Here is a 7,380-nt window from a genome sequence, read left to right as displayed (position 1 = left end):
GGTGGCTTTGTTGTTGAAGTTCATGTAGATAGCCATGGGGATTCCCTCTTGTTTGGCTTTTGATGTTGGTGGTTAGTCCTTTACCACGGCGATGAAGCTAGCTCAGGTAACGTCGCAGTGGCAACTGGAGCGATTTAAACAGAGAGAAAAGTAAAAAAAAACCTTAATTTCATCTTATTTAATCGACTCTGGCACCAATTATTCATGGAAGCTTCCTTGCCAGCTGGAATTATGTCTTCTAAGGAGTCGCAGATTAATCCCGTGATGTCTTCGGCTTTCAGAGCGATTCACAATCCAGGCGCGGATATGTAGGAATGTCATGACTTTTCAAGAATTTACAACGTAGAAAGTGAACCGCTCTGAGAGCTCCGGCGGTCGGGACTTGAAGGCTGTATCTGCCGCGTTGCTGCTCTTACAAAACACTAAAGTCATTCGCGGCAAACTGCGCCTAACATTTGCAGCCTTCAAATCCCGCAAAGATATTACGTAATTAATCAGAGGCTCCTTAGTTAAATTCGACTCTGACACTAATATTTTATACCGTGGGTTTATGGTTTTATTGGCTTACTGATGAGGTAGTTGACTTTAGTGAATGTGAAGAATTGTTAACACTCTGCCATTACCAAAATAAAATCCATTAATCCTGGTGTGTATAAAAATTTCGCTGTAAGGACATGTAATTGCCTGTATTGAAAGGTAGATTGATCGCATTGCTCCTCTGTATGCAGGGATGATCGTCACCGAGACATCTTTAAATAAAATAATTTCAATATTACTTCGTTGTTGCTTATTAGGCTGTTCGATATACTTCGCTTCTCTATTATCTTATTGACTTAGCCCGCAATACATTTTGGTTTCGGCATTTGAATATGTCTTAATATTTTCCCAAGGAGGCGGAATTGAACGATAAGACGCGTATTGTTCGGCCGAGTGACGCTCCGCCATGCTCGGATCAACCTGAGAGTGGGCTGACAGAGGATGGTGATGTAACAGTCGTTGTTCCTCAGGATACAACTGGAGCGAATGATCACCCGCCAGTGCGAGGAGCAGAGGCAATAATTCCCTCTGCTGCTGTGGCATTCGGATCTGATGCTACAGTTTTCAGTCCCGCTCCGCGAAAAGCTCCTGGCCAAAAGAAAGCTGCAGCGCAGCTGTCTGGAGGAATACCGGCAAACCCTACTGATACCCCCGACTCTTTCGAGCCTCTGCCTTCAGGTGCAGTTACCAAGACGATTATTAAAGGTCGCTTTGAGCTGGACAAGCTTCTCGGTGTAGGTGGCATGGGTGCCGTATATAAGGCCCTGGACCGTCGTAAACTTGAAGCAAATGACAGCGAGCCCTATGTGGCTATCAAGCTGTTGAATGATGACTTCCAGAAACATCCCGATGCTTTTATATCCTTGCAACGTGAAGCGCGGAAATCTCAGACACTGGCGCATCCCAATATTGTAACGGTCTATGATTTTGACCGTGATGGTGATCGCGTATTTATGACAATGGAGTTTCTGGAAGGTGCTCCATTGGACAAGCTGCTGCGAGAGCATGCAGATGTGGGCTTAGAGCCTGAAAGAGCACGGTCAGTGTTTTCCGATATTTCCCAGGCACTGATCTATGCGCATTCCCATAAGATCGTCCATTCTGACTTTAAGCCGGGCAATATCTTCGTCACCAGTAAAAAAGGGGCCAAGGTTTTTGACTTTGGTATTGCCCGAGCGGTTTCTGAAGGGGGGATCGCCAACAAAACCGGTGAAACCACTGTATTTGACGCCGGCAGCCTTGGTGCCCTGACACCAGCCTATGCCAGCTACGAGATGTTAAAGGGCGGCGAGCCCGCGCCCTCCGATGACGTTTACGCGCTGGGTTGTGTGGCCTATGAGCTGTTTTGTGGTCGCCACCCCTATGACAAGGTTCCCGCCGACAAGGCTTTTGAGCAGAAGCTGCGCCCCAAGCGTATTAAGGGTTTGAACCGCCGCGAATGGCGTGCCCTCGAGTCGGCCCTTGAGCTTAAGCGGGAAAATCGCACCGACACGGTAGAGAAGCTTGTTCAAGCATTTTTCGTTAGTAATACCTGGAAGTGGGTATTGGGCAGCGCTTTCGCAATTATGCTCGTGGGGGCTGGTGTTGGTTATAACCTCCTAGAACAACAGAATAGCGCGGAGCAGGCAAGGGTAAAGATTGAGCTTGAGCGAAAGTTGCAGAAGGAGTTGCTGGAGCGGCGTATTAGCGATAAGCGAGAGACAATCAACAGGCTGATTGGCTTAAGTATTCTGACTCCTGCATGGGAAAACGATCTGCGCCTGGAGCTGAGAGAGTATTCAGAGCTGAATCCCAGTGATGAGGACTTCTTGGATTCCTCCCGCAGAGAGATATCCGAATTCTTTCTTGCTGCAGCTACTGGCCAGCTAAACCTCGGCAATCTGGATCAAGCTGATTTAATGCTGAGAAGTGCAGCGAACTGGTATGAGGTGTCCAGCCGGGCTGTGGCTATCAAATCCCAGCTGGCCACTGACAGAGAGAACCTGCAAGCTCGCCTGAAAGCGGAACGTCTGGAAGCTGAGAGAGAGGCAGAGCGTATTCGTCTTGCCGAAGAGCGGGCGGAACGCCGCCGCTTGGCTGCAATTAAACAGAAGCAGATAGATGCAGTTCTTAATGAAATGGAAAGCACTCTTACTTGTAGTTTCGACATAAATGTAGCCGCCGTTGGAAGTCAGCTTTCACAATTGGCAAAGCTTGACAGCGTCAAGGCCCGCCAGATACGCCCGGTTGTTGGTGAAGAACTGAATAATTGCGCTGCCAAATTAGGGGCCAGAGACCCTGTACGGACAGAAACCTTGGTAGACGAGTTTAGGGCACTTCTCCCCAGCTATGGGCCACTCAAGGAGTTTAAGCTGGACTTTTGTGGCCACCTGGTTCCAGGTAGTGGTGGACGAGGGAATCGTTATAACTGCCATGACCGTCTTGCAGATGGCTCCAAAGGCCCCGCAATGGTAGTTACCAAGGGAGTGGGTGGCAGGCCTCTGGCTGTTGGTAAATACGAAGTTAATAACAACGATCTTAAGAAGTTCTGTGGTGTGACCAAGCAGTGCGCAGGGCTGAATATCGGTAACGGCGAGATGCCTGCGAATAACCTGACACTCGCTAATGCAGAGGCATATCTCAGTTGGTTAAGTGATGAGACAGGCTATACCTATCGCCTACCCTCAGAACAGGAGTGGTTCGCTGCCGCCAGTGCCAATGGTCAGGAGGAAGTGGCCGACCGAAACTGCCACTTGAAATATGGCGGGATTGAGAAAGGCGCCGAGTTGGTTCCGGCACAATCCGGGTCTCCTAATAGATTTGGCCTAGTGAATTCGGTAGGTAATATTCAGGAGTGGGCGCGGGGAACGGATGGCGAAATTCTCGCGTTGGGAGGAAGTCGGCAAGATCCCATGAGTCGCTGCCTTGCAACATCCAAGCGGCTGCATGATGGTAGGGCAGATGAATTTACAGGTTTTCGCATAGTCAGGGATGTGAATTGAATAATTGAAGACCGGTTCTATCTATAAGAGAAAGTTCAGGGCCGGCATAACAATCAGGATTATAACGGGGGAGTTATGCTTGGGCTTAGGAAAAGTAAACTGGCGCTATTCGTAGGCACCAGCTTTCTGATATCGCAATTACCAGTTTACGCCCAGGAAGAGGATTCCAGCTTTCGCAGTCGTGTAAGGCAGGCATTTGACCAGGATACAGCCACAGTTAATGAAGCTGATGTAACAAAGGATTTTTTACAGCGTACTTATGAGGCAAGAGATCCCAATCTAGACACAGAGATTCCAGAAATATCTCAGCGTAATCAGGGTCCAAGGATTACGGTTAAGGAATTTAAGTTTCACCGTTTGGAAGAGTATCCAGAGTATGGTATTGACCGCGAAACAGTAGAAAAAATGGCAGAAAATCTGCGTATAAAGTATATGAAAGAGGATAAAATCCTCTCTAGTGGCTATACGATAGAGAATCTAGAAGAACTTGCACTACTGTTGGATGGCATGGGGGCTCAATTTAATCCTGGAGCACTAGGTCCATCAGAATTAAAAAAACTGATTAGTGTTATTGAAAAACAGAATAAAGAGCGCGGTATCAGTTATGCGGATCTCGAAGAAATTGCCGCAGAGTTAACAAACTTTTATCGCCGGCAAGGATTGTTTCTGGCTCAGGTGCAAATTCCGGCACAAGAGGTTGAAAATGGCATAGTCACACTCACTGTTCAGGAGGGGCTGCTCGGACAGGTGGCTGTAGAAGATACCAAAGAGTACACATTAAACCAATTGGTGGAACCTTTTGAGGAACAGCGTGGAAAACTGGTTAATCACCAAAGTATTGAAGAGGGGCTGTACCTCCTTAATGATTTACCTGGGCTAAATGTAACCGGCTATTTTAGTGCCGGGGAAAACCCGGGGGAAACCAAGCTTAACTTGAAGGTGCGCGATGCCAACCGCTGGAAGACAAGTTTTAGGGCAGATAATCATGGTTCTGCATATACAGGGGACCAACGTTTCTATACAACAATAGACTGGTTAAACCCTCTGGGCTTCGGCGATGCTTTAACAATTGGATATCTAAAGTCTACCAATGTAACAAATTATGAATCTAACTTCGGCTCAGATTTGGGGCAGTTTAGATATAGCTTTCCCCTATTTGGACCCCGTACTAGAGTCCAGATCTCAGTGGATCATAATGAATTTATTTTGAAAAATATAGAAGATCCTGATGACTTTTTAAATAAATTGGATATTCATGGTAACAATAAAAGCTATGCTCTCACCACGGAACATAAGTTCCGTCGTTCAAGGGATTTTAACCTTACCGGATCATTTAGCCTGACAGAAAAGAAGTCTAATCTTCTGGCAATCACAAAATTTGATGAGCCTGGAGATCATGTGTATGGCACTGAGGTCGGTCTATATTTTGACCACCTATCCAGTGGAGCCATTCCTATGCTGAATATTTTAAGTACAAATATTCAGTATGGCGAGCACCAGCGAGAACTTGAAGAAAGTTTGCAGCAAGCACGTGGAGATAACTTCACCAAGTTTTCCTTAAATGGAAGCTCACTGCTGTTCTTGCCGATGCCCTTTAGTAAAGATCAGTCGCGCCTTATTTTAAAAGCCCGGGCCCAGTTCAGTGATAATGCCCTGCCGGCATTTGAGCAACTGTCATTAGGTGGAGCAAATGGTGTTCGAGCATTTGATGTAAGAGATTTTTCTGCAGATACCGCAGGCCTTCTATCTGCAGAATGGTATATGACTTTCCCTGAAGCAGTAAATCCGGTGTTATTTGGACAACAGCTAAATGATATGTTGCAAATCGCCCTATTTACGGACTTTGGATATGGAATTGTTAATAATTATAAAAGCGGTAAAGAAGATGACTGGGGGAGGTTCGCTGGTGGTGGAATGTTATTCAAATTTAATTGGAACGAATTTTTCGCCAGTAAAGTATCTGTTGCTTGGCCAATAAAAACGGGCTCATCAATTGAAGGCACCGGTACGGATATGGATGAGCCAATGTTGTTTGCCGATTTTTCAATATTTTACAACTAAATAAAACGAATTCTTCTATTAGCTGTGGTTGGGCAGGAGCTCTACACAAGGTGCTGGCATGAAAACCAATAAACACTCTCTGAAACTGAAAGAACTGACTTCTGCAATCAAGGCTTCTCACTTGGCCTATCTGGGGATGTTTGCTGGGCTACTCAGTCCGCAGGTTTATGCAGGGCCTACAGGTGGAAAAATTACGGGTGGTGAAGGTAGCATAGTTTACAATGATGATTTAACCACTATCAGTCAAGATACTGAGCTATTAGCTATCGATTGGGAATCTTTTAATCTTACTAAAGACGAGACTGTTAGATTTGATCATAATGCCTCCCATATCGTGCTCAATAGAATCCTTGATAGTAATGCGAGTGAGATACGTGGAGCCATTGAAGCTGATGGTCACGTTATTTTAGTAAATCCACGAGGAGTCTTATTCACTGAGACGGCCACCGTGAATGTGGGTGCGCTTACTGCATCCGGGCTTGATATAAACCCAAGCGAATTTATGAATGGCGAGTTTATATTTCAGGGTGTAGATGGTGATGGTTATTATGGAAATGTGATAAACCGAGGGGTGATTAATGCATCCAGTGCTGTTCTACTTGGGAAGCATGTGGAAAATGTATCCATAAACGATTCGCCGGGTTTAATAAGTGCCGAATTGGTTGTTTTGGCTGCGGGAAATAAGGCGGCCCTGACTTTTGATGCCGAGGGTATGATTGGTGTTGCAATTACGGAAGAGGTTGCAGAAAATAAATTAGGTATTGATAGTGCAGTGATTAATAGTGGCTCTATTGAGGCTGCTAAAGTTGTAATGGAAGCCAGTATTTCCAGTGATTTGTTTACTGCGGCTGTTAATAACACAGGCACTATTCAGGCGCGAGGAATAGATACCAGCGAAGGCAAAATTCGTTTAGTTGGTTCCGGCGGTAGTGTAATTAACAGTGGCAACTTAAACGTATCTCTACTGAATGACGACTCCCCGGATTTAAGTGCGCAACTGGAAGTTGTTACTACAGATTCATTAGTTAATACTGGATCGATTGAGGCCACTAATTTCTCGTTTTCAGTTGGTCAGAAAGGGGAAGGTTCAGACAATAAACTAGGGGATATAGAGTTTACCGGTACTGCATCTATTACAGGGGGGGCGGGGGAAGATAAGTATACGCTCTCATCCGAGCAAGAGTTTATACGCTTAGGTGACGCAGGCCAGAGTTTTGATGTTTCCAAAAATGAAAACTTCGACAACGCAATTTCATTTGCTAATATCGAAGCGGTAGATGCTGGATTTGCCGACGGGGTTGTTGATAAACTTATAGGCACTAGCGGCGTCGATGAGTTTTCATTTAATGAGAGCGGTGAGCTAGAAGTTCATGGACTCACTTTCAGCAATATAGGAACTGTAGATGCAGGTTCCGATAATGGCATAGTTGACAAGCTGACAACAGCTACGCAAGTCGACCTCACTGGAACCGGCAAAGAGCTAATCAATACTGGAATCACCTTCCAAAATCTCGACAGTGTAGAATTTACTAGCTCAATAACCGGGATTATTGCCGGCTCTACGGGAAGTGATACCTTCGCTATTATCAGTTCCACAGAACTTACGGCAAACGATATAGTATTTACCGGGTTTAACTCAAAAATTGATGCGGGAAATAATGCGGATGCCACCAATGCAGATAAACTGATAGGTACTGACGGTGTCGATGAATTTGAGTTTAATGAAACCGGTGAGCTAGAAGTTCACGGGCTCACTTTTAAAAATATAGAAACTGTAGATGCAGGTTCCGATAATGGCGTA

Annotated in this window: 3 protein-coding genes; all 3 read left to right on the top strand. The window is 45.6% G+C overall.

Translation table 11 applies throughout. The annotated features are described in order from the left end of the window. The first annotated feature begins 899 nt into the window (after positions 1-899). Complete coding sequence (locus tag ACCI49_RS22735) at positions 900-3,518, top strand: bifunctional serine/threonine-protein kinase/formylglycine-generating enzyme family protein (RefSeq protein WP_371841519.1); 2,619 nt, start codon at positions 900-902, stop codon at positions 3,516-3,518. A gap of 75 nt (positions 3,519-3,593) precedes the next feature. Next, positions 3,594-5,579 carry a ShlB/FhaC/HecB family hemolysin secretion/activation protein gene (locus tag ACCI49_RS22730; protein ID WP_371841518.1) on the top strand — a complete coding sequence of 662 codons (1,986 nt, stop codon included), beginning with the start codon at positions 3,594-3,596 and terminating at the stop codon, positions 5,577-5,579. Positions 5,580-5,637: 58 nt separating this feature from the next. After that, on the top strand, positions 5,638-7,380 hold a 1,743-nt coding region (locus ACCI49_RS22725; RefSeq protein WP_371841517.1), incomplete at its 3' end, for a two-partner secretion domain-containing protein.

The organism is Microbulbifer epialgicus (genome assembly GCF_041447265.1).
Classification (GTDB): Bacteria; Pseudomonadota; Gammaproteobacteria; order Pseudomonadales; family Cellvibrionaceae; genus Microbulbifer; species Microbulbifer epialgicus.
This window is presented reverse-complemented; position numbering and strand designations above follow the sequence as displayed.